The sequence below is a fragment of the Gordonia sp. LUNF6 genome (assembly GCF_047041125.1).
In the GTDB taxonomy this organism is placed as follows: Bacteria; Actinomycetota; Actinomycetes; order Mycobacteriales; family Mycobacteriaceae; genus Gordonia; species Gordonia sihwensis.
On record NZ_CP178181.1, the window covers coordinates 2,444,227 to 2,464,940 of the forward strand.

The following is a 20,714-nucleotide window of genomic DNA, read 5'->3' on the forward strand; positions in this document are numbered from 1 at the left end:
GTGCGCACGCTGATCCTCGGCGGCATCCGCTCGGGCAAATCGGCGCACGCCGAGCATCTCCTCGCCGACGCACCCGCGGTCCGCTACGTCGCGACCGGTTCCGCCGACGGCGACCGGGCCTGGCGCGCGCGGATCGATGCCCACCGCGAACGTCGCGGCGACCGCTATCGCACCGTCGAATCGTGCGATCTCGCGTCGCTCCTGCGCGACTTTCCCGATGAGCCGACACTCGTCGACGACCTCGGCAACTGGCTCACCGCACTGCTCGACGAGGCCGGAGCCTGGGAGGACGAGGCCGCCGACGTATCCGCGCAGATCGAGGACCTGTGCGCCGCCATCGCCGGCTACTCCGGCGATCTAGTGCTGGTGAGCCCCGAAGTGGGGCTCTCGCTCGTCTCGCCGACACCGTCTGGACGGCGCTTCGCGGACGAACTGGGCCGCCTGAATGCGGCGGTGGCGGCTGTCTGCGAGACGGTCACTCTCGTCGTCGCCGGACGTGCACTGGACCTGCCCGCCGGTACCGGCGCCGTGCCCGCGGCCCCGGTACCGGTTTCCGCGTCCACGGCACCGTCCTCACCCGTCCCCGCGGAAGAGCCCGCCCGGCCCGCCGACGCGCCGGCGCCCCGGCGGGCGACCGTCTCCGAACCGGCCCAGATCGACGGCACCGACGCCGAGATCTTCCCGATCGTCGAACTCCCCGATCACGACGTCGCCGAGCAGGCCCGGGCACGACAGTTGCGGCTGACCAAACCGGCGCGATCCCTCGGCAGACTCGAAGAGCTCGGCGTCTGGATGTCGTCGTGCCAGGGCGTCTGCCCGCCGCGGACCCTGCAGTCGCCCGCAGTGGTGGTGTTCGCGGGCGATCACGCTGTGGCCGCCGACGGCGTCTCCGCCTATCCGCCCGAGGTGACAGCGCAGATGGTCGCGAACATCGCGACCGGCGGCGCCGCGATCAACGTGCTGGCGCGCCGCGCCGGAGCCACGGTGCAGGTCCTCGATATGGCGGTGCGAGCCGATACCGACCCGCACGTCTCCCGGTACAAGGTGCGCGCGGGAAGCGGCGATCTGCGAACCGGCAGTTCGCTGACCATCGCCGAAGCCCGACGGGCGGTCGCCGCCGGACGGGCCGTGGCCGACCAGCTCGTCGACGCCGGCGCCGACCTGCTCATCGCCGGCGACATGGGCATCGGCAACACCACCCCGGCGGCCGTGCTGGTCGGGACTCTCACCGATCGCGAGCCGGTGGTCGTGGTGGGACGGGGCACCGGGATCGACGACGCCACCTGGATCCGCAAGACAGCGGCCATCCGCGACGGCATGCGTCATGCACGGCGGCACCGCAACGAGCCGCTCGCGCTGCTCGCCGCGGTGGCGGGCGCCGACATCGCGGCGATGGCGGGATTCCTCGCCCAGGCGGCCGTCCGGAAGACTCCGGCACTCCTGGACGGGCTGATCACGACCTCGGCCGCCCTGGTCGCGCAGCAGTTGGCGCCGGGTGCCGCCTCCTGGTGGCAGGCCGGTCACCGGTCCACCGAACCGGCGCACGCGTTCGCACTCGATTCACTCGGCCTGACCGCGATCCTCGACCTGTCGATGCGGTTGGGCGAGGGCACCGGTGCCGTGTCGGCGCTGCCGCTGGTCGCGTCGTCGATCGACATTCTGACCGACATGGCGACCTTCGACGAGGCCGGCGTCAGCGGCGGAGAATAGGCACACCGGGATGATCGCCCGTGGCCTCCGCGGCGTGCACGACGCCTTCAGCTGGCTGACGGTACTCCCGCTCCCGCAGCCCCGCGGCGAATTCGACCGCGCCCGGGGCGCGACCGTGATCGCCGCGGTACCCGTCGTCGGAGCGGTGGTCGGACTGCTCGCCGCCGCCGTCGCCTTCGGGCTATCGCACACCGATCTCCCCAGCGCGCTGGCCGGCGTCACCGTGGTGGCGGTGCTGGCGGCGACTACCCGCGGCATGCACTTGGACGGTCTCGCCGACACGGCCGACGGTCTCGGCTGCTACGGAGATCCGGATCGCGTGCGGGCGGTGATGCGCAGCGGCGACGTGGGGCCGTTCGGTGCGGCCACGCTCGTTCTGGTGCTGTTGGGCCAGTCCCTGGCGTTCGGCGCCCTGACCGCCGACTCACGATGGTGGTCGTTGGCGCTGGCGGTGGTCGCCGGAAGGACCACCGCGACCGTCGCGTGCCGGGCCGGTCTGAGCGCCGCGAACACCGACGGGTTCGGGGCGCTGGTCGCCGGAACTCAACGCGCGTCCATCGCGGTGTGGGCGGTGCTCCTGCTCGCGGTCGCGGTGGCCGCGGGAGGCTGGAACGCGGGTACCTTCCACGCGGCGGATGCGGTCCGTGCGGCGGCGACCGTGGCCGTCGTCTGGGCGTTCGCCTGGGCCTTCACCGGGCATTGCGCCCGTCGCGCCGGCGGGCTGACTGGCGATGTCATCGGCGCGACGATCGAAGTGGCGACCGTGCTGACAGCCGTCGGCCTGCTCCTGTAGAGGTCGCCGAAAACGGATCATGCCGCAGCCGGACCCCGGACGGGTGCGGCTGCGGCATGAGCGCTCATTCAGGGCCGGAGCGGCCGGTTCACGGAGCCGGGTAGAGCGTGGTCATCCAGCCGTGTGTGTCGGCGAAGGTGCCGCGCTGCAGACCGGTGAGGGTGTCACGGAGAGCCTGCGTCACCTCTCCCGTGGTGCCGTCGCCGATCAGGTAGTCGTCGGTGTCGCTCTGAACCCGACCGACGGGAGTGATCACGGCAGCGGTACCGCAGGCGAAGACCTCGGTGATGTCGCCGTTCTTGACCCCCTCGCGCAGTTCCTCGGTCGAGATGCGGCGCTCGTCCACCTTGTAACCCGCGTCGGCGGCGAGGGTGAGCAGTGAGTCGCGGGTGATGCCCGGAAGCAGCGAGCCGCTGAGCTCCGGCGTCACCAGCTGTGCGTCCGACCCCGAGCCGAAGACGAAGAACAGGTTCATGCCGCCCATCTCCTCGATGAAGCGGTGCTCGATGGCGTCGAGCCACACCACCTGGTCGCAGCCCTTGTCGGCGGCCTGCGCCTGCGCCAGCAGCGACGCGGCGTAGTTGCCGCCGAACTTCGCATCACCGGTACCTCCCGGGGAGGCCCGCACGTACTCGGTGCACAGATAGACGCTGACCGGCTTCACGCCGCCCTTGAAGTAAGCGCCGGCGGGCGATGCGATCAGCGAGTAGCTGTACTTGTCGGCCGGCCGGACGCCGAGGCTCGCCTCGGTCGCGATCATGAACGGGCGCAGATAGAGGGACTCCTCGCCGCCCGCGCCGGGAACCCACGCGTGGTCGGCGGCCAGCAACGCCCGCAGCGATCCGACGAAGTCCTCCACCGGCAGCTCCGGCATCGCGAGGCGCCGTGCCGACCGGTTGAACCGTTCGGCATTGGCCTCCGGCCGGAAGGCGGCGATGGAGCCGTCGGGCTGGCGGTACGCCTTCAGCCCCTCGAAGATCTCCTGCGCGTAGTGCAGGACCATCGCAGCCGGGTCCAGAGCGAGCGGCCCGTACGGGGTCACCCGTGCGCCGTGCCATCCACGATCGCGGTCGAAGTCTACGGTCACCATGTTGTCGGTGAAGTAGTTGCCGAAGCCCGGCGCGGCGAGGATCTCGGCGCGTCGATTCTCCGACACCGGATGCGGATGCTCGGTGCGGGTGAACTCCAAGGTCATGCGGTCATGGTACCGCCGACCCGCAAGGGAGTTTCCCGGCACCGGCGGGATGCGCCGGTCAGACGTGACTCTCCACGAACGGCGGCAGAACGACCTCGCAGGTCAGGGCCCGCCCGCGGACATCGACCACCACTTCATCGCCCTTCTTGACGCCGGAGGCGGTGTCGATGAACGCCAGGGCGATGCCCTGCTTGAGGGTCGGAGAGAACGTGCCCGACGTGCACACACCGATCTGCTCACCGCCGGCCTCGACATGCACCGTGCAGTCCGCGCGCGGCACCCCGCGGCCGGTGGCCTTCAGCCCGTACAGGCGTCGGGCCGGGCCCGCGGCGCGTTCGGCCACCAGCGCCTCGCGGCCGAAGAACGACGGCTTGTCCCAGCCGACGGCCCACGACGACCGCGCCTGCACCGGGGTGATGTCGACGGTCAGTTCGTGTCCGTGCAGCGCGTACCCCATCTCGGTGCGGAGCGTGTCACGCGCACCGAGCCCCGCGGGCTGACCGCCGCGCGCAGTCACCTCGGCGAGCAGAGCGTCGAAGACCGCACCCGCGTCGTCCCACCGGGGCAGCACCTCGTACCCGTGCTCGCCGGTGTAGCCCGACCGGCACACCCGGATCTCCAGTTCGGCTCCGCCCAGCACGATCCGAGCGTCTCGGTAGGCCATGTACTCCATGTCGGTCGGCAGGTCGAGCGCGGCGAGCACGTCGGCCGACTGCGGGCCCTGGACTGCGAAGACCGCGTAGTCGCGATGCTGATCGGTGATCTCGATCCCTTCGGGGGCGACCGCTCGCAGTGCCTCCACGACGGCTGCCGTATTGGCTGCATTCGGCACCAGGAACACCTCGTCGTCGCCGGCCAGGTAGGCGATCAGATCGTCGATCACGCCGCCGCGCTCGTTGCAGCACAGTGTGTACTGGGCCTTCCCGGGCTCGATCTTGCCGAGATCGTTGGTCAGGGTCGTGTTCACGAATCCGGCGGCTCCCGGGCCCGCCACGAGCGCCTTGCCGAGGTGACTGACGTCGAAGATGCCGACGGTGCTGCGGACGGCGTTGTGCTCGGCGACGGTGCCTGCATACGAGACGGGCATGTTCCATCCGCCGAACTCGGCGAAGGAGGCGCCCAGGGCGGTGTGACGATCGGCGATCGGGCCTGCGAGCAGTTCAGTCATGGCGCTAACGGTATCGCCCCGACCCGGGCGGTTCCCACCCGAGGTTCAGCCGCTCGGCGGTGCCGGTGTGGCAGAGTTGAAAGGCGTGAGCGCCAACCACTTCTCCGACCGTGTCCGCGGTCCCCGCATCGACCTGACCACTGCCCTTTCCTCCGACGACGACGTGCTCGTCGTCGGCCTCGTCGCCGGTTCCGGCGACGGCGGCACCGAGGAGCCGACACTGCTGCTCGTCGAGGACTTCCTCGACGACGAGCCCGCCGACCAGATCAGCGCGGCGCTGTCGGCTCTGGGCGCCAAGGGGTCGGTCGGCGAGATCACGCGGATCCCGGCACCGCAATCGCTGCCGGTCGGCGTGGTGGTCGCGGTCGGGCTGGGAACAGAGGTGGACGATCCGGAGACCATCCGACAGGCCGCAGGGAACGCCGTACGCGCACTGGACGGATTCGACCGCGTCGTGAGCACCCTCTCGGCCGCCGACCTCGGTGCGGCGGCGGAGGGTTCGTACCTGGGCGCGTATCGCTTCGACGAACTGCGCAGCGAGAAGTCACGCCCCTCCGAGCAGCCGCCCTCCGCCGTGTCACTCGCGGTACCCGCGAAGAGCAAGCAGGCCAAGGTCGAACTCGACCACGCGCTGATCGTCGCCGATTCCGTCGCGATCGCCCGCGACTTCGTCAACACCCCGCCGAACGTCCTCTACCCCGCCGAGTTCGCCGAGCGCGCGCGCATCCTCGGCAGCAAGGCCGGCCTCCGGGTGGAGATCCTCGACGACGTGGAACTGGCCAAGGCCGGCTACGGCGGCATCGTCGGCGTGGGACAGGGATCCTCGCGCAAGCCCCGCCTGGTGCGCCTGACCCACGAGGCCAAGGGCGCCGAGCGCACCGTCGCGCTCGTCGGCAAGGGCATCACCTTCGACACCGGCGGCATCTCCATCAAACCCGCCGCCGGGATGGACCACATGACCTCGGACATGGGCGGTGCGGCGGCGGTCATCGCCTCCACGATCGCCGCTGCACGCCTGGACGTGCCGGTCACGGTCATCGCGACGGTGCCGATGGCCGAGAACATGCCCTCGTCGACCGCGCAGCGTCCCGGCGACGTCCTCACCCAGTACGGCGGCACCACGGTCGAGGTCCTCAACACCGACGCGGAGGGCCGGCTGATCCTGGCGGACGCCATCGTCCGCGCCTGCGAGGACGAGCCGGACTTCCTCATCGACACGGCCACCCTGACCGGCGCACAGATGGTGGCGCTGGGCACCCGGACTCCCGGTGTGCTCGGCACGGACGACTTCCGGGACCGCGTCGCCGCCATCTCCCAGTCGGTCGGCGAGCACGGCTGGCCGATGCCGATGCCTGCGGAACTCCGCAGCGACCTGAATTCACGGATCGCCGATCTCGCCAACGTCACCAACCACCGCTGGGGAGGCATGCTGTCGGCCGCGATGTTCCTGCGGGAGTTCGTCGCCGAGGGGCTCGACTGGGCGCATATCGACGTCGCCGGCCCGGCGTTCAACACCGGTGGCCCGTGGGGCTACACCGGTAAGGGCGGCACCGGCGTACCCGTCCGGACCATCATCGCGGTCATCGAGGACATCGCCGGCGGACAGTGACGCGCACCGCACTCCGGCGTTCAGCGGACTCACGCGGAGCCGAGATCGTTTGGGAGTAGGCTGAGTCACGGGCGTCGACCCATCCGGCCGACATCACGCGAACCTGCACACGCCGCTGGAGCGCGCCGACCCGCATCGACCGATCGACCGAACAGCACAGTTCACGAAATTGTTAGGGAGTCACACGCAAATGGCCTTCTCTGTCGAGATGCCCGCACTGGGCGAGAGCGTCACCGAGGGAACCGTCACCCAATGGCTGAAGCAGGAAGGCGACACCGTAGCGGTCGACGAGCCCCTGCTCGAAGTCTCCACCGACAAGGTCGACACCGAGATCCCGTCGCCCGTCGCGGGTGTGCTGGTCAAGATCGTCGCCGCTGAGGACGACGTCGTCGAGGTGGGCGGACAGCTGGCGCTGATCGGAGAGGCCGGCGAGTCGGCGTCCGATGACGCGGCCGCGCCCGAACCCGCCGCCGCTCCCGAGCCGGAACCCGAACCCGAGCCCGCCGCACCCGCTGCCTCCGCTCCGGCCGCCGAGAGCCCCGCGACCGAGGCGCCGGCCGCGTCGACTCCCGCGGCCTCGGCATCCGGCGTCGACGTCCTCATGCCCGAACTGGGCGAGAGCGTCACCGAGGGCACGGTGACCAACTGGCTCAAGCAGGTCGGCGACACGGTCGCGGTCGACGAACCGCTGGTCGAGGTGTCCACCGACAAGGTCGACACCGAGATCCCGTCGCCGACGGCTGGTGTGCTTCTCGAGATCGTCGCCGACACCGACGAGATCGTCGAGGTCGGCGGCAAGCTGGCCGTCATCGGCGACCCGAGTGCCGCATCGGCGGCCCCCGCGGCTCCGGCTCCCGCTCCCGCGGCTGCGGCTCCCGCGCCGGCCGCTCCCCCGACGCCCGAGCCCGCCGCTCCGGCACCTGAACCCGCACCCGCGGCCACCGCACCCGCTCCGACTCCCGCTGCCGCCGACGGAGATCTGCAGTCCACTCCGTACGTGACGCCGCTCGTGCGGAAGCTGGCCGCGGAGAACGGAATCGACCTGGCGACCGTCAAGGGCACCGGCGTCGGCGGACGCATCCGCAAGCAGGACGTGCTGGCCGCGGCCGAGGCCAAGAAGGCGCCTGCCGCCCCCGCCGCGGCTCCGGCCGCAACACCGTCGGCGCCGACACCGGCCGCCGCACCCGCCGCGGCGAGCCCCGAACTGGCTGCACTGCGCGGAACGACGCAGAAGATCAACCGCATCCGGCAGATCACCGCGGCCAAGACGCGCGAGTCGCTGCAGACCAGCGCGCAGCTCACGCAGGTCCACGAGGTCGACATGACCCGCATCGCGGCACTGCGCACCGCGGCGAAGTCCTCGTTCAAGGCAGCCGAGGGCGTCAACCTGACCTTCCTGCCGTTCTTCGCCAAGGCCGTCGTCGAGGCACTGAAGGTGCACCCGAACGTCAACGCCTCGATCAACGAAGAGGCCAAGGAGATCACGTACCACGCCGACGTGCATCTGGGCATCGCCGTCGACACCGAGCAGGGCCTCCTGTCGCCGGTGATCCACAACGCCGACGACCTCTCGCTGGCCGGCCTCGCTCGCGCGATCGCCGACATCGCCGCACGGGCCCGTTCCGGCGGGCTCAAGCCCGACGAGCTGGCCGGCGGCACGTTCACGATCACGAACATCGGCAGCCAGGGCGCTCTGTTCGACACCCCGATCCTGGTCCCGCCGCAGGCGGCCATGCTCGGCACCGGCGCGATCGTCAAGCGCCCCGTGGTTCTCACCGGCGACGACGGCACCGAGTCGATCGCCGCACGGTCGATGGCCTACCTGCCGCTGACCTACGACCACCGGCTCATCGACGGTGCGGACGCCGGCCGGTTCCTCACCACGGTCCGTCACCGTCTCGAGGCCGCGGAGTTCGCCGCCGACCTGGGGCTGTAAGCACCCGGTATGCGAATCGCGGTCGCGGGAAGTCACGGGCTGATCGGTTCGGCCCTCGTTCCCGCGCTGACGCAGGCGGGGCACGACGTCCACACTCTGGTGCGTCGTGCCCCGACCGGTCCGCGGGAGATCGGTTGGGAGCCCGAGCGGTCCGAGCTTCCGGCCGACGCCCTGCGCGGCTTCGACGCGGTCATCGCCCTCGGCGGCGAGAACATCGGAGCCCACCGGTGGAGCGGCCAGGTGAAGCAGCGGCTCCGCAATTCGCGGATCATCCCGACCACCGTCCTGGCCGACGCCGTCGCCGAGTCCGGCGTCGGAGTGTTCCTCAACGCCAGTGCCTCCGGTTTCTACGGAGACACCGGTGAGACCGCGGCGGACGAGACGTCGCCGCACGGCTCCGGCTTCCTGGCCGACCTGGTGGTCGACTGGGAGAAGGCCACCGAGCCCGCACAGGCCTCGGCGCGCGTGGTCACGCTCCGCACGGCGCCCGTGCTCTCCCGGCGCGGCGGCATCCTCGCGCGGCTCCGACCGCTCTACCGTTTCGGCCTCGGCGCCCGTATCGGCGACGGCAGGCAGTGGTTCTCGTGGATCAGCCTGCCCGACGAGATCGCCGCGATCACGCACGTGCTCGGCGACGATTCGATCGTCGGTCCGGTCAATCTGACCGCGCCCGGACCGGTACGCTTCGCCGATTTCTCCGCCGAGCTCGCACGAGCCGTCCACCGCCCCGCGGTGCTGCGCGTGCCCGCCGCGCTCGCGCGCAAGGCGGGCGGAGAGATGGTCGAGGAGATGGTCCTGACGTCCTCGCGCGTGGTTCCCGCGCTGCTCACCGACCGCGGCTTCACCTTCACCCACCCTCATCTGACATCTGCACTGGAGTACTGCTGTGCGTAACGCATCGTCGCGAGCCGACGGAGCACCGATCGAAGTCCGCCGCCTCGGCGTCGTCGACTACACCGAGGCCTACGAGCTGCAACACCGCCTGGCCGAGCAACGCGCCACCGGCGAGCTCGACCACGACCTGCTGCTGTTGCTCGAACATCCGTCGGTCTACACGGCGGGCAAACGGACCGAGGACTCCGACCGTCCGGTCAACGGCGCCCGGGTGATCGACGTCGACCGCGGCGGCCGCATCACCTGGCACGGTCCCGGCCAGCTCGTCGGGTATCCCATCGTCAAGCTCGCCGAACCCCTCGATGTGGTCGACTACGTCCGCCGTCTCGAAGAGGCGCTGATCGGCGTGGCGGCACGGCAGGGTCTGGCCACCGGCCGCGTGGACGGGCGCTCCGGCGTGTGGCTGCGCGACGCCGCCGGGGAGCGCAAGCTCGCCCAGATCGGCATCCGCGTCGCCAAGGGCGTCACCCTTCACGGGTTCGCCCTCAACGTGAACCCCGACATGTCCGTGTTCGACGCGATCGTCCCGTGCGGCATCGCGGACGCGGGGGTGACCTCGCTGAGCCAGGAGACCGGCACCGCCGTGACCGTCGACGACGTGCTCGACGACGTCGTCGAACTGGTCCAGAAGTGCCTGGACGACCCGGCCGGACCCGGCTCGGATACGGCAGGCGCCCCGGCTGAGGCCGGTCGGCCCACCGCACCCACGAGCGTAGGATCGGCACAGTGACCACCACCCCCGCCCAACCCGCCTCACCGAGTCCCGCCGACGCTCCCGCCGGGCGCAAGCTCCTGCGTCTGGAGGTGCGCAACGCGCAGACTCCCATCGAGCGCAAGCCGAAGTGGATCAAGACGCGTGCCACGATGGGACCGGAGTACACCGAGCTCAAGGGACTGGTGCGCAGCGAGGGGCTCCACACGGTGTGTGAGGAGGCCGGCTGCCCGAACATCTACGAGTGCTGGGAGGACCGCGAGGCCACCTTCCTGATCGGCGGAGAGCAGTGCACCCGTCGCTGCGACTTCTGCCAGATCGACACCGGCAAGCCCGCCGCACTCGACCGCGACGAACCGCGCCGCGTGGCCGAGTCCGTCCGGTCGATGGGGCTGCGCTACTCCACCATCACCGGTGTGGCCCGCGACGATCTCCCCGACGAGGGAGCGTGGCTGTACGCCGAGACCGTTCGCAAGATCCACGAACTCAATCCCGGCACCGGCGTCGAGAATCTGATCCCCGACTTCCACGCGAAGCCCGACCTGCTCGACGAGGTCTTCGCCTCCCGTCCCGAGGTGCTGGCTCACAATCTCGAGACCGTTCCCCGCATCTTCAAGAGCATCAGGCCCGCCTTCCGGTACGAACGCTCCCTGGAGGTGCTGACCCGTGCCCGCGACTACGGCCTCGTGACCAAGTCGAACCTCATCCTCGGCATGGGAGAGACACCGGACGAGGTGCGAGAGGCTCTGCGCGACCTCCACGACGCCGGCTGCGACATCGTCACCATCACCCAGTACCTGCGACCGTCGGTGCGGCATCATCCCGTCGAACGGTGGGTCAAGCCCGAGGAGTTCGTGGAGCACTCGCAGTACGCCGAGGAGATCGGATTCGCCGGGGTGATGGCCGGTCCGCTGGTGCGGTCGTCGTATCGCGCAGGCCGGCTGTACGCCCAGGCGATGGCCCGTCACGGCCGTGAGCTGCCGCCGGAACTGGCCCATCTGGCCAAGGAGGGCAGCGCCGCTCAGGAGGCCTCTTCGGTCCTCGCCCGCACCGTGCGCTGAGGCCCGCCCACTGCCGAATCGACCGGCCGGAACATGTGTTCCGGCCGGTCGATTCCGTTGTGCGGGCCGCGCTACCCGAGCGCCGTCGACACTGCGTCGGCGCGCTCGGTGTGCACCGTAGACTGGCACTCATGGCTAAGGCGCAAGACAAGTCGAGCAAAGAGGCGAAGCAGGCTGCTAAGGCAGCTCGCAAAGCGGCGAGCAGGGAACGGCGGCAGCAGATCTGGCAGGCGTTCCAGATGCAGCGGAAAGAGGACAAGGCCCTCATCCCGCTGATGGTCGCCACCGTCCTGGGCACCACGCTGGTCTTCGGCCTGCTCGGCCAGTTCGTCTTCCACAATCTCTGGATCACCCTGCCGCTCGGCGTCATCCTCGGCGCGCTGCTCGCCTTCGTTCTGTTCGGCCGGCGCGTTCAGCGGAGCGTCTACAAGAAGGCCGAGGGCCAGCCGGGCGCCGCGGGCTGGGCTCTGAGCAACATCCGTGGGCAGTGGCGGGTACAGCAGGCCGTCACCGGCACCTCGCATCTCGACGCGGTGCACCGCGTCATCGGCAAGCCCGGCGTCATCCTGGTCGGTGAGGGCTCCCCCACTCGCGTCAAGCCGCTGCTGGCGCAGGAGAAGAAGAAGGCCGCCCGCGTGGTCGGCGACACCCCGATCTACGAGATCCTCGTCGGCGACGGCGACGGCCAGGTGCCGCTGTCGAAGCTGGAACGCCACATCCGCAAACTCCCGAGCAACATCGACCGCAAGCGGATGGACGCGCTCGAGGGCCGACTGTCCGCGCTCAAGGCGAAGGGCGGCGCCGGCGCCGCCATGCCCAAGGGCCCGATGCCGCAGGGCGCCAAGATGCGCAGCGTCAGCCGCACCACCCGTCGCCGCGGGGCCTGAACCTCCCGGCCGGTGGAACACCGCCCCACCGCCCGCATCGCGCTCGTGCGAATGTCGGGCGATTCCGACTCGAACGAGGAGCTTTGACATGACCGATCTGAACCGTTACGGCCCCTGGGCATTGATCGTCGGAGCCTCCGAGGGAGTCGGTTCCGCGTTCGCCCGGCGCCTGGCCGCCGACGGGTTCGGAGTCGTGCTCGCCGCCCGCAACGCCGAGCGTCTGGAGGCGGTGGCCGGCGAGGTGCAGGCGCTCGGCGCACCTTCGCGCACGGTCGCTCTGGACATCCTCGACGAGGACGCCGCCGAACGGCTGATCGACGCGACCGCCGACCTCGAGATCGGGCTCCTGGTGATGAACGCCGGCGCCAACACGTACGGGCACTCGTTCGTCGACGGCGACCTCGCGCGCCACAACGAGGTGGTCACGCTCAACGTCCTGCGCCAGCTGCCGCTCCTGCACCACTACACGCGGGCGATGGTGGAGCGCGGCCGGGGCGGAGTCATCACCACCGGATCGGTCGCCGGCTACACGGGCTCACCGCGCGAAGGCGCCTACGCCGCGTCGAAGGCCTTCCTCCGGGTCTTCACCGAAGGTCTCTGGGTGGAGTGCAAGCCGAAGAACGTGGACGTGGTGCACCTGGTGCTCGGACTCACCCGGACCCCCGCGATGGAGCGCCGCGGCCTGAACTTCGACAACCCCGGCATCCCGGTGTCCGAGCCCGACGATGTCGCCGCCGAGGGTCTGGCCCATCTGGCCGACGGCCCGGTCTGGATCACCGAAAACAATGTGAGGTCGGTTCAGCGGCAGTCGGGGCCCGATCGCGCCGCGATCGTTCAGGCGTCCGCCGACGTGATCGCGAAGGTGGTCGGTCAGCGGTGATGCGCATCGGACTCGGTCTGCCCGTCGTCACCGCCTACCCGCCGACCACTCAGGACTGGGAGAAGGGTGCGGGCATCGCTGAGATCGCGACGGCCGCCCGTGTGGCCGACGCCCTCGGCTTCCACCACCTCACCTGCAGCGAACACGTCGCGGTGCCGGACGAGGTGGCCGCGGTCCGGGGCGGCGTGTACTGGGATCCGCTCGCGACCTTCGGGTACCTCGCGGCCATCACCCGCCAGATCCGCTTCGCGACCAGCGTGCTGGTTCTCGGCTATCACCATCCGCTCGAAGTCGCCAAGCGCTACGGCACCCTCGACCAGGTCTCCGGCGGACGACTCGTCCTCGGCGTCGGCGTCGGGAGTCTGCAGGAGGAGTTCGAGCTGCTGGGCGCCGAGTTCGACGGCCGCGGCGCCCGCGCCGACGACGCGCTGGCCGCGATCCGGTCGGCGTTCCCGACCGGCACGCCGTCGCACACCGGCCCGTACTACTCCTACGGCGGCGTGACGGTGGAGCCGCACGCAGTGCAGGACCGGGTGCCCGTGTGGGTCGGCGGCCGGAGCGGTCGCGCCCTGCGCCGCGCCGTGGAACTCGGCGACGGGTTCAGCCCGTTCGCCCTGTCGCCCGACGAGGTCGCCACCATGCTGTCGCGCGTCGAGACCCCGGAGGGATTCGACGTGGTGCTGCCCAGCGGTCCGGTGGACCCGCTCGGCGATCCGGACGGGGTCCGGAGCCGTCTCGACTCACTGCAGGCGGCCGGCGCGACGATCGTGACAGCATCCATCGCCGCCACCGGTCTGGATCACTACACCGACCAGCTCGACGCACTCCACTCCCTCGCCCGTGCGCAGGGCGCCGTGTTCAGCCCCGCGGCGGAGGGCCCCCGATGAATGTCGACGAGCGGCTCGAGGCTCTCGAGACCCGGCTGCGCCTCGTGGAGGACAGGCTCGCGATCACCGATCTCGTCTACCGCTACGGTCCCGCGATCGACACCGGGTCGGTCGACGACGTGCTCGCTCTCTTCACCGAGGACGGCGTGTACGACGTCGACACCGGCAGGCTCTCCGGTGCGCAGGAGATCGCGGACATGGTGACCGGCGATCCGCACCAGGGGCTCATCCACCGCGGCTGCAGTCACGTGATGAGCGCGCCGCAGATCCGGATCGACGGCGACCGTGCGAGCGTCGTCAGCTACTCGCAGCTGCTCCTGCGCGACCCCGCCAGGGACACCTTCACCGTGCTGCGTGCGACGGTCAATCACTGGGCGCTCACCCGCACCCCCGACGGGTGGCGGGTGGCCCAGCGCACCGCACGCAAGGTCGACGGATCCGACGAGGTGCGCGCGCTGCTCGCCTCCCACGGCCTCGACCGGACGTCAGAGAGCAGCTGAGTCGCCGAGCGGCTCATCCGCACCGAGCCGGAAGTGCGACCGGTCGGGCCGGGCGAGCATCCTCGACAGCGTCGCGCGGTCGAACGGCCACAGGTCCACCGCACCGGACTCGGTGAGGTACCAGGAATCGCATCCGCCTGTCTTCCACACCGTGGTCTCCGACGCCGCCGCCACCTGGGCGTTGAACTCGGCCGTCGCCTCCTCGGTGACCTCTATCCGGTCCACCTCTCCGTTCCGGAACAGGTCGAACCACTGCGCCAGGTACCGTGCGGTCTTCTCGGCCGTGTACTGCAGGGAGATCGAGCCGGTCGGTGAGTTGGGTCCGAGGACGGTGAACAGGTTGGGGAAGCCCGGGATCGCCGTCATCCGGTACGCCCGCGGACCGTCCCGCCACGCCTCGTCGATCGTGAGTCCGCCGCGGCCGACCACCGTCATCGGGCGCATGTAGTCGTGCGCGCGGAAGCCGGTCGCCAGAATGATCACGTCCACCTCGTGGAGCCGCCCGTCGGCGGTCACGATCCCCTCCGGCCGGACCTCGGTGATGGACTCGGTCACGAGGTCGGCGTTGCCGGCGGTGATCGCACGGTAGTAGGTGCCCGACACCACCTGCCGCTTGCACAGCGGCTGGTAGTCGGGCGTCAGGTCGGCCCGCAAGTCGCTGTCGCGGACTTGCGCGCGCAGCGACAGCCGCGCGTAGGCCTGAACGGCTCGGCGGCGCCACGTGTCTTTGCGGACGATGTCGGCCAGAATTCCCGACCCCCACAGCAGGCCTCGGTACAGCGCGTGATGCAGGCGCGGCGACGCGGCCAGGACGGTGTCCGCGAAGGGCAACTGCGGCAACGACATCGGCGCCCAGAGGATCCACTGCGGGGTCCGGGTGAAGTGGAGCAGTTCCCGGGCTTCCGGCTGTAGCGCGGAGACCACCTGCACGCCGGTGGAGCCGGTGCCGATCACCGCGATCCGCTGTCCTGAGGTGCGCACGTCGTCGTCCCAACGCGCGGTGTGCACCACCGGTCCCGCGAAGCTGTGGAGCCCGGGGATGTCGGGGATCGACGGGTTGTGCAGCACCCCGGTGGCGCAGACGACGAAGTCGGCGTCCACCGTCTCCCCGTCAGCGAGAGTGACCGTCCACCGACCGGTGGCGTCGTCGAAGACGCTGCTGACGACCTCGGCGTTCAGCCGGATCCGGTCGCTCAAGCCCAGGCGTTCGACGACGTCCCGGTGATACCGCTGGATCTCCGGACCACTGGCCCAGATCTTGGGCCAATCGGGTTTGGGTGCGAATCCGAACTGGTAGAGCTGCGAGGGCACGTCGCACGTGAGACCCGGGTAGTGGTTCCAATGCCATACCCCGCCGACGTCGTCGCCCTTCTCGTAGACGGTGAAGTCGGTGAACCCGGCCTCCTGCAGGACATGTGCCGTGGTGATGCCGGCTATCCCCGCACCGATGACGACGATCCGCGGCGATCGGCGGGCCGTCACAGCGCGGCCCGAGTCTCAAGAGCCCGGGCGACGGCCTCGGCCACGGTCGATCGCGCGGCGTCGAATGCGCGCTCCCGGTGATCCCGGTTCATGAAGTTCCATCCGAGACCGGCCATGTCTGCCGCACCGGGGGCGATGTGGACCACCTCGGTCCCGCGTCGACGGACGGTTGCGATCTCGGCGTCGAGCACGGCCGACATCGGCCGCCGGAGAAGAGCTCGTTCGGCGAGTCCGCCGATTCCGGGGGCCCGCACGGACGGCGCCGACGCCATCGGGGTGATCAGGTAGATCAGATCCGCTTCGTCTCGCGCGACCAGATCCACCGAGGCGGTGGACGCGGCCCCGCCGTCGACGTACTCGCGGCCCTCGATCGCCACCGGGGGCATCCATCCGGGAATCGCCCACGAGGCGCGCAGCGCCTCGCCTGCGCCGGCCTTCGGTGCACCCGGAGCACCGAACGCGACGCGCGCGCCGTCGTCCACGCGGTACGCGACCATGCGCGCGCCGGGATGCGGCAGTCGGCCGTAGTCCGCGGTCACCGCGTCCGCGAGTCGCTGAAGCCAGGAGGCATCACCGCGCCCGCGGGGAGCGATGCCGGTCAGCGCGGCGTGACCGCCGCGCCTGGTCCACAGCGTCGAGGGTCGAGGTCGCGCCGGACGCGGCAGCGGAGGCAGGCTCGGGGGCGTGGCAGCCGAGTGCGCCCGGAGAATCGGGCTGGTGGCCCGACCGGCCTGCATGTCTGCGAGGTCGGCGGCAGTGAATCCGCCGGCGAGCATCGTCACCATCTCCGCACCGGCGGAGGTGCCCTGCAGCACCGTCGCCTCCGCCGGGTCCCAACCGGTCTGCCGAGTCAGCTCGTCGAGGGCGGCGATCGCCCACGCTCCGCCGATGGTCCCGCCGCATCCGATCACCAGGGCCGTCTTCGTCATCGCGCCCGCACCTCGCTCGTGCCCGCAGAGTCCACTACCGCGCCGTCGACCACCGTGCCGCCGGAGTGGCCGCCCGCCGCGTGATCGCTCGCCTGCCTCGCGATCCGTGCGAGGTACGCCGATCGCTCCGCGGCGTCCAGGGCCAGCGCCTGACCGTGTCCGGCCAGAGTGCGCGCGACGCGTTCCACCGACTCCGGGACGAACAGGTCGGCGATCGACCATCCGGGCAGCACCCATCCGGGGACCGACGTGCGGGCCGCTCGCGTGCGAACCGTGCGGACCACGGCACGGGCGACATCCTGCGGGTCGACGGTGGGAAGCACGCCTCCGAGGTCCGCTCCGGAAGCCAGCTCGGTGCGGACCGCTGCGGGCAGAATCGCGGACACGGTGACGCCCGTGCCGTCGTATTCGCGGCGGGCGGCCAGCGAGGCGCCGTAGGCGGCGAACTTGCTGGCGTTGTACGAGACCATTCCCGGCAGTGGCAGCATTCCGGCCATCGACGCAATGTTGACGATGTGGCCTCTCCCCTCGCCGAGCATCGAAGGCAGGACGGCGCGCATCCCGTTCAGCATGCCCCGGACGTTGACGTCGAGGATCAGATCGGCGGTGGCCTCCGACTCCTCGAGGAACGCGCCCACCGGCATCACACCCGCGTTGTTGACCAGGATGTCGATGCGCCCGCACTCGTCGAGGACCTTCGAGACGAACTCACGCCAGGAGACGGCGTCGGTCACGTCCAGCACCGCCGACCGCGCACCGTCGATGACGCCAGCCGTGTCAGCGGCGACGTCGGCGTCCACGTCCCCGATCCAGACCGTCGCCTCCGCCTCCGCGAACTGTCGGGCGATCTCGGCGCCGATCCCCCGCGCCCCACCGGTGACTACGACGACGGCGCCGGGCGGCTCGATCCGCGGATTCGACCGCGCGTACGACCCCGGAACCAACTCGCTCAGCATCTCGGACAGCCTCACGGCCCACCTTCTCTCGGATCTTGCCATTGGATGATGGCACCGATGATCGTTCAGATACCATCGGTATGTCAATACCTTCGGTATCTGAAATGAGGAGGTCCGATATGGCCAGGATCAGCCGCGCCGACCAGAAGGAGCGGAACCGAGCGGCTCTTCTCGCCACCGCACGCACCCAGTTCCTCGACGCCGGCTACGCGGCGACCAGCCTCGATGCGATCGCCGAGGCGGCGGGCTTCTCGAAGGGCGCGGTGTACTCCAACTTCAAGGACAAGCCGACGCTCTGCCGGGCCGTGCTCGAGGACATCCACGGGGAGAAGCTGAACGAGCTGCGCGGCATCGTCGAACAGAGCACCGACCTGCACGGGATGCTCGACGCTTTCGCAGCGTGGGTGCGCCGCACCATCGGCGACGTGGAGTGGACGATGCTCGAAATGGAGTTCGCGGTGCTCTCACGGCATCATCCGGAACAGAAGGCGATGATCGTCTCCCTGCGTGAGGATGCGCGCGACGCCCTGGCCGGGCTTCTCGAAACCGTTCTCGGAGACTTCTCGCCGCTCATCGACCAGGCGGCGGCGGACACCTCGAATCCGGTGCCCACGCGGGACGAGATCGCCGACCTGATTCTCAGCACCGGAATCGGGCTCGGGATCCAACGAGCCATCGACCCGGCCGTGTCCGTCGAACCCGGCATCGCGTTGATCCGGTCGGCGTTCGGCCGGTGAGTCGACTCAGCGCGTGCGGACGATGGCCGTTCCGGTCGCGCGGTCGTGCATCGCGCGACCGTTGTAGTCGTTGATGAGTGCCGGCACCACGAAGATCAGAATCGCTTGGCGGCCGAGGGCCCGAATCGGCCCGACCGCGGCCCTCGGCGTCTCCCCGCGAGCCTCCGCGGCGCCGCGATCACTGCCCAGATCCACCCTTACCACCCGCGTGCCCGCGATGAACTGCCCCGGGGTGAAGCCGAAGAAGGCCACCGCCAGCACACCGATCACGAACCAGATGATCAACTGCGGCGTCGCCGCCGCACGCATGGTCATCTCCAGACTCGACGCCATCTCCTGAGCCGGCCGCACGCCGACGATCACGATCGCGAGGCCGCCGGCGATCAGCCAGTCGAACAGCAACCCCACCACGCGCAGCCACCCGCCGGCGAGAGCGCCCGGTCCGTCCTGCGGCAACCCGAGATCCTGCCCGCGGTACTCGTTCTCCGTGGCACCCGGGAACTGCGGCCCCGACAGCCACGTACTCGTCGCGCGCGCCACTACTGGGCCCCTCGGGAAACGGTCATGAATACCACGGTCATGAATGCCATGGTAGCCAGCTTCCCCGTGCACCCCAATAACGTGACTCCGACCACACCGCCGCGCGCGCGACGCGGTCTTTCGTAACGCGCCGGCCATCGGTGTAACACGGGGGAAACATTGGTTTAGCGCACGAGCAACGTCATCTCCGTACTCTGGTTGCCGAGATTCGTGCTGCCCTCGCGAGGGTGGCACGGGTTCTGTGTCAGAGAGTTTCTGACCGGATCTTCACCAAGAAGGAGTCAGGCGAACCGTGTACAACACGAACGAGGAACTGCTCGAGGGGATCAAGGCCGAAGGTGTCGAGTACGTCGACATCCGCTTCTGTGACCTGCCGGGAACGATGCAGCACTTCTCCATCCCCGCAGCAGCATTCACCGAGGACGTCTTCGAAGAGGGCCTGGCATTCGACGGTTCGTCGGTTCGCGGCTTCCAGTCGATCGACGAGTCGGACATGATGCTCCTCCCCGACCCGGCCACCGCGCGGATCGACCCGTTCCGCAAGGCGAAGACGATGAACATCAGCTTCTTCGTTCACGACCCGTTCACCCGCGAGGCCTACAGCCGCGATCCCCGCAACGTCGCGCGCAAGGCCGAGGAGTACCTCGCCTCCACCGGCATCGCCGACGCCTGCTTCTTCGGCGCGGAGGCCGAGTTCTACATCTTCGACTCGGTCTCGTTCAGCTCCGAGATGAACTCGACCCACTACGAGGTCGAGTCGGAGTCAGGTTGGTGGAACGCCGCGTCGCCGACCAACCCCGACGGCACCCCGAACAAGGGCTACAAGGTCCGCCAGAAGGGCGGCTACTTCCCCGTCGCCCCGTACGACCACTACGTCGACCTGCGCGACGAGATGTCGACCAACCTGACCAACTCGGGCTTCACCCTCGAGCGCGGCCACCACGAGGTCGGCACCGGCGGCCAGGCGGAGATCAACTACCGCTTCAACACGCTGCTGCACGCCGCGGACGACGTTCAGCTGTTCAAGTACATCATCAAGAACACCGCGTGGCAGAACAACAAGTCGGTCACCTTCATGCCGAAGCCGCTCTTCGGCGACAACGGTTCGGGCATGCACGCTCACCAGTCGCTCTGGAAGGACGGCAAGCCGCTGTTCCACGACGAGTCGGGCTACGCCGGACTGTCGGACATCGCGCGCTACTACATCGGCGGCATCCTGCACCACGCTCCGTCGCTGCTGGCCTTCACCAACCCGACCATCAACTCCTACAAGCGCCTGGTTCCGGGCTACGAGGCTCCGATCAACCTCGTCTACAGCCAGCGCAACCGCAGCGCCTGTGTGCGCATCCCGATCACCGGCAACAACCCGAAGGCCAAGCGCATCGAGTTCCGCTGCCCCGACAGCTCGGGCAACCCGTACCTGGCATTCGCGGCGATGATGATGGCCGGCCTGGACGGCATCAAGAACCGCATCGAGCCGCACGAGCCGGTCGACAAGGACCTCTACGAGCTCCCGCCGGAGGAGGCCAAGGGCATCCCGCAGGCACCGACCTCGCTGTCTGCCGTGATCGATCGCCTCGAGCAGGACCACGACTACCTGACCAACGGCGGCGTCTTCACCGAGGACCTCATCGAGACCTGGATCGCACTCAAGCGCGAGAACGAGATCGAGCCGATCCAGATCCGCCCGCACCCGTACGAGTTCAACCTGTACTACGACTGCTGACGTCTGACCTGCTAAGACGGGTCTCCCGTCCGCAGTGCGTCCGCAGTAGAGTCGACCCGCTCCGCGATCACCTTCCCGATCGCCGAGCGGGTCGGCTCGTCTGAGTCCGGCG

At 69.8% G+C, this 20,714-nt stretch carries 19 protein-coding genes; 13 read left to right on the plus strand and 6 right to left on the minus strand.

Translation table 11 applies throughout. The features are described 5' to 3' along the window. Both cobT and ACK8HH_RS11435 read left to right on the plus strand, forming a co-directional pair. Positions 1 to 1,710 (plus strand): nicotinate-nucleotide--dimethylbenzimidazole phosphoribosyltransferase, encoded by a 1,710-nt coding sequence (cobT, locus tag ACK8HH_RS11430; RefSeq protein WP_006895277.1) that lies wholly within the window; start codon positions 1 to 3, stop codon positions 1,708 to 1,710. A gap of 10 nt (positions 1,711 to 1,720) precedes the next feature. After that, positions 1,721 to 2,503: an adenosylcobinamide-GDP ribazoletransferase gene (locus tag ACK8HH_RS11435; RefSeq protein ID WP_062366664.1), complete on the plus strand. Its 783-nt coding sequence runs from the start codon at positions 1,721 to 1,723 to the stop codon at positions 2,501 to 2,503. An 88-nt stretch (positions 2,504 to 2,591) separates the two neighbouring features. On the opposite strand, the gene ACK8HH_RS11440 is transcribed toward ACK8HH_RS11435, so the two are convergent. Both ACK8HH_RS11440 and gcvT read right to left on the minus strand, forming a co-directional pair. Then, the gene (locus ACK8HH_RS11440; protein WP_006895275.1) at positions 2,592 to 3,698 is read right to left on the minus strand and encodes a branched-chain amino acid aminotransferase; all 1,107 of its coding nucleotides are present in this window, start codon (positions 3,696 to 3,698) and stop codon (positions 2,592 to 2,594) included. 58 nt (positions 3,699 to 3,756) lie between these two features. Continuing rightward, positions 3,757 to 4,866, minus strand: coding sequence for a glycine cleavage system aminomethyltransferase GcvT (gcvT, locus tag ACK8HH_RS11445; RefSeq protein WP_006895274.1), 1,110 nt, complete (start codon positions 4,864 to 4,866; stop codon positions 3,757 to 3,759). Between the two features lie 85 nt (positions 4,867 to 4,951). Here gcvT and ACK8HH_RS11450 point away from each other — a divergent pair, with 85 nt between their 5' ends. The 9 genes from ACK8HH_RS11450 to ACK8HH_RS11490 all read left to right on the plus strand — a co-directional run bounded on the left by ACK8HH_RS11450 (position 4,952) and on the right by ACK8HH_RS11490 (position 14,232). After that, positions 4,952 to 6,475: a leucyl aminopeptidase gene (locus ACK8HH_RS11450; protein ID WP_039866939.1), complete on the plus strand. Its 1,524-nt coding sequence runs from the start codon at positions 4,952 to 4,954 to the stop codon at positions 6,473 to 6,475. A 190-nt stretch (positions 6,476 to 6,665) separates the two neighbouring features. Further along, positions 6,666 to 8,411, plus strand: a complete 1,746-nt coding sequence (sucB, locus tag ACK8HH_RS11455) for a 2-oxoglutarate dehydrogenase, E2 component, dihydrolipoamide succinyltransferase (protein WP_006895272.1) — start codon at positions 6,666 to 6,668, stop codon at positions 8,409 to 8,411. A 9-nt stretch (positions 8,412 to 8,420) separates the two neighbouring features. Next, positions 8,421 to 9,305 (plus strand): TIGR01777 family oxidoreductase, encoded by an 885-nt coding sequence (locus tag ACK8HH_RS11460; RefSeq protein WP_006895271.1) that lies wholly within the window; start codon positions 8,421 to 8,423, stop codon positions 9,303 to 9,305. Next, positions 9,298 to 10,035 carry a lipoyl(octanoyl) transferase LipB gene (gene lipB, locus ACK8HH_RS11465; protein WP_006895270.1) on the plus strand — a complete coding sequence of 246 codons (738 nt, stop codon included), beginning with the start codon at positions 9,298 to 9,300 and terminating at the stop codon, positions 10,033 to 10,035. The genes ACK8HH_RS11460 and lipB overlap by 8 nt, the downstream gene beginning before the upstream one ends. Continuing rightward, a complete protein-coding gene (gene lipA, locus ACK8HH_RS11470) occupies positions 10,032 to 11,078 on the plus strand; it encodes a lipoyl synthase (protein ID WP_006895269.1) in 1,047 nt (348 codons plus the stop codon). Before lipB ends, lipA begins: the two co-directional genes overlap by 4 nt. A 131-nt stretch (positions 11,079 to 11,209) precedes the next feature. Beyond that, a complete protein-coding gene (locus ACK8HH_RS11475) occupies positions 11,210 to 11,965 on the plus strand; it encodes a DUF4191 domain-containing protein (protein WP_006895267.1) in 756 nt (251 codons plus the stop codon). An 88-nt stretch (positions 11,966 to 12,053) separates the two neighbouring features. Next, complete coding sequence (locus tag ACK8HH_RS11480) at positions 12,054 to 12,845, plus strand: SDR family NAD(P)-dependent oxidoreductase (protein ID WP_006895265.1); 792 nt, start codon at positions 12,054 to 12,056, stop codon at positions 12,843 to 12,845. Continuing rightward, entirely contained in the window at positions 12,845 to 13,732 is an 888-nt protein-coding gene (locus tag ACK8HH_RS11485; RefSeq protein WP_006895263.1) for an LLM class F420-dependent oxidoreductase, read from the plus strand. The genes ACK8HH_RS11480 and ACK8HH_RS11485 overlap by 1 nt, the downstream gene beginning before the upstream one ends. Then, positions 13,729 to 14,232 carry a nuclear transport factor 2 family protein gene (locus ACK8HH_RS11490; protein WP_039866938.1) on the plus strand — a complete coding sequence of 168 codons (504 nt, stop codon included), beginning with the start codon at positions 13,729 to 13,731 and terminating at the stop codon, positions 14,230 to 14,232. The genes ACK8HH_RS11485 and ACK8HH_RS11490 overlap by 4 nt, the downstream gene beginning before the upstream one ends. On the opposite strand, the gene ACK8HH_RS11495 is transcribed toward ACK8HH_RS11490, so the two are convergent. From ACK8HH_RS11495 to ACK8HH_RS11505, 3 genes are read right to left on the minus strand one after another with little or no spacing between them, the layout of a single operon-like run. Further along, positions 14,218 to 15,714, minus strand: a complete 1,497-nt coding sequence (locus ACK8HH_RS11495) for a flavin-containing monooxygenase (protein WP_006895261.1) — start codon at positions 15,712 to 15,714, stop codon at positions 14,218 to 14,220. The genes ACK8HH_RS11490 and ACK8HH_RS11495 overlap by 15 nt on opposite strands. Beyond that, complete coding sequence (locus ACK8HH_RS11500) at positions 15,711 to 16,643, minus strand: patatin-like phospholipase family protein (protein WP_006895260.1); 933 nt, start codon at positions 16,641 to 16,643, stop codon at positions 15,711 to 15,713. The genes ACK8HH_RS11495 and ACK8HH_RS11500 overlap by 4 nt, the downstream gene beginning before the upstream one ends. After that, positions 16,640 to 17,599, minus strand: coding sequence for an SDR family oxidoreductase (locus tag ACK8HH_RS11505; protein WP_081598073.1), 960 nt, complete (start codon positions 17,597 to 17,599; stop codon positions 16,640 to 16,642). Before ACK8HH_RS11505 ends, ACK8HH_RS11500 begins: the two co-directional genes overlap by 4 nt. Before the next feature lie 119 nt (positions 17,600 to 17,718). On the opposite strand from ACK8HH_RS11505, the gene ACK8HH_RS11510 reads away from it, so the two are divergent. Next, positions 17,719 to 18,336: a TetR/AcrR family transcriptional regulator gene (locus ACK8HH_RS11510; RefSeq protein WP_006895258.1), complete on the plus strand. Its 618-nt coding sequence runs from the start codon at positions 17,719 to 17,721 to the stop codon at positions 18,334 to 18,336. Between the two features lie 6 nt (positions 18,337 to 18,342). Here the strand turns inward: ACK8HH_RS11510 and ACK8HH_RS11515 are convergent, their stop codons facing one another. Continuing rightward, positions 18,343 to 18,876 (minus strand): RDD family protein, encoded by a 534-nt coding sequence (locus ACK8HH_RS11515; RefSeq protein WP_006895256.1) that lies wholly within the window; start codon positions 18,874 to 18,876, stop codon positions 18,343 to 18,345. A gap of 292 nt (positions 18,877 to 19,168) precedes the next feature. On the opposite strand from ACK8HH_RS11515, the gene glnA reads away from it, so the two are divergent. Beyond that, on the plus strand, positions 19,169 to 20,602 hold the full coding sequence (gene glnA / locus ACK8HH_RS11520; RefSeq protein WP_006895255.1) for a type I glutamate--ammonia ligase: 1,434 nt from the start codon (positions 19,169 to 19,171) through the stop codon (positions 20,600 to 20,602). The last annotated feature ends 112 nt before the right edge of the window (positions 20,603 to 20,714 follow it).

Coding starts and splice junctions, on each gene's coding strand:
- ACK8HH_RS11435 (WP_062366664.1), top strand. CDS start 1,721: ATGATCGCCCGTGGCCTCCGCGGCGTGCACGACGCCTTCAGCTGGCTG.
- ACK8HH_RS11440 (WP_006895275.1), bottom strand. CDS start 3,698: ATGACCTTGGAGTTCACCCGCACCGAGCATCCGCATCCGGTGTCGGAG.
- gcvT (WP_006895274.1), bottom strand. CDS start 4,866: ATGACTGAACTGCTCGCAGGCCCGATCGCCGATCGTCACACCGCCCTG.
- sucB (WP_006895272.1), top strand. CDS start 6,666: ATGGCCTTCTCTGTCGAGATGCCCGCACTGGGCGAGAGCGTCACCGAG.
- ACK8HH_RS11460 (WP_006895271.1), top strand. CDS start 8,421: ATGCGAATCGCGGTCGCGGGAAGTCACGGGCTGATCGGTTCGGCCCTC.
- ACK8HH_RS11475 (WP_006895267.1), top strand. CDS start 11,210: ATGGCTAAGGCGCAAGACAAGTCGAGCAAAGAGGCGAAGCAGGCTGCT.
- ACK8HH_RS11480 (WP_006895265.1), top strand. CDS start 12,054: ATGACCGATCTGAACCGTTACGGCCCCTGGGCATTGATCGTCGGAGCC.
- ACK8HH_RS11485 (WP_006895263.1), top strand. CDS start 12,845: ATGCGCATCGGACTCGGTCTGCCCGTCGTCACCGCCTACCCGCCGACC.
- ACK8HH_RS11490 (WP_039866938.1), top strand. CDS start 13,729: ATGAATGTCGACGAGCGGCTCGAGGCTCTCGAGACCCGGCTGCGCCTC.
- ACK8HH_RS11500 (WP_006895260.1), bottom strand. CDS start 16,643: ATGACGAAGACGGCCCTGGTGATCGGATGCGGCGGGACCATCGGCGGA.
- ACK8HH_RS11505 (WP_081598073.1), bottom strand. CDS start 17,599: ATGCTGAGCGAGTTGGTTCCGGGGTCGTACGCGCGGTCGAATCCGCGG.
- ACK8HH_RS11510 (WP_006895258.1), top strand. CDS start 17,719: ATGGCCAGGATCAGCCGCGCCGACCAGAAGGAGCGGAACCGAGCGGCT.